Raw genomic sequence first — 1375 nt, forward strand, 5'->3', positions numbered from 1 at the left:
GAGGACACCCCGGCCCCGCTGCCCCCCTTGGACGGAGTGCCCTGGCTGCTGTCGGCGCGCTCCGAGCAGGCCCTGCGCGGACAGGCCCGCCGCCTGCTGGAGTCGGACACCTCCGACGTCCCCGCCGTGGCACGGGCCCTGTCCACCACCCGGTCCGCACACCGCCACCGCGCCGCGATCGGCGGCGCCGGGGCGCAGCACAGGCGCACCGCCCTCGCGGCCCTCGCGTCCGGCGGCGCGGCCGACGGCCTGCACGTGGCCCGCGCCACCGGGCAGCGGCTCGCCCTGCTCTTCACCGGGCAGGGCAGCCAGCTCCCCGCGATGGGCCGGGGCCTGTACGAGACCTTCCCCGTGTACGCGCAGGCCTTCGACGAGGTGTCCGCGCAGTTCCGGCTCGGCACCCCGCTGCGCGAGGCGGTCTTCGAGCGGGAGGACCTGCTGGACCGCACCGATTACACCCAGGCGGCCCTCTTCGCCCTCCAAGTCGCCCAGTTCCGGCTGCTGTCGAGCTGGGGCGTCACCCCCGACCTCCTGATCGGGCACTCCGTCGGCGAGCTCTCGGCGGCCTGCGTCTCCGGCCTGATGCCCCTCGCCGACGCCGCCGCCCTCGTCGCCGCCCGCGGCCGCGTCCTCGGCAGGCTGCCCGCCGGAGGGGCGATGGTCGCCGTACGGGCGACGGAGGAGGAAGCCCTCGCCGTCCTGGAGGGCCGCGCCGACCGCGTCGGCATCGCCGCCGTCAACGGCCCCCGGTCGGTCGTCCTGTCCGGCGACGAGGAGGAGGTCCTGTCGGCGGCCCGGGAACTCGCCGAACGCGGCCACCGCACACGCCGGCTGCGCGTGGACGTCGCGTTCCACTCGCCCCGTGTGGAACCGGCCCTCGCCGAGTTCCGCTCCGCAGCCGCCGAGGTCCGCTTCGGACGGCCCGCCGTCCCCGTCGTCTCCACCGTCCGCACCGCGCACGCGATGGACACCCCCGACTACTGGGCGGACCAGCTGCGCGGCTGCGTACGCTTCCTCGACGCCGTCCGCGAAGCCCGCGGCAGCGGGGCAACGGCCTTCCTGGAGCTCGGGCCCGACACCGTCCTCGCACCGGCCGCCGAATCGTGCCTGCCCGGCCTCCCGGTGCGCCCCGTGTCGCTGCTGCGCCGCGACCACGACGACGTCCGCACCGCCGCGGAGGCACTGGGCCGCCTGCACACCCACGGAGTGGAGGTCGACTGGAAGGCCGTCCACGAGGGGCGGCCGGCCACCCCGGTGCGGCTGCCGAAGTACGCCTTCCAGGGCCGCCGCTACTGGCCCGAGCAGCCCGCCGAGACCCAGGCCGCACCCGCACCCGCACCCGTGTCCGGGGCGGCGGCCCTGGAAGGCGTACTTC

Annotated in this window: 1 protein-coding gene; it reads left to right on the forward strand. The window is 76.8% G+C overall.

All coding sequences use genetic code 11. The features are described from left to right. Positions 1-36: 36 nt before the first annotated feature. On the forward strand, positions 37-1375 hold a 1339-nt coding region (locus EF903_RS32580; protein WP_260616231.1), incomplete at its 3' end, for an acyltransferase domain-containing protein.

The sequence above is a fragment of the Streptomyces sp. WAC05292 genome (assembly GCF_003949955.1).
GTDB classification, from domain to species: domain Bacteria; phylum Actinomycetota; class Actinomycetes; order Streptomycetales; family Streptomycetaceae; genus Streptomyces; species Streptomyces globosus.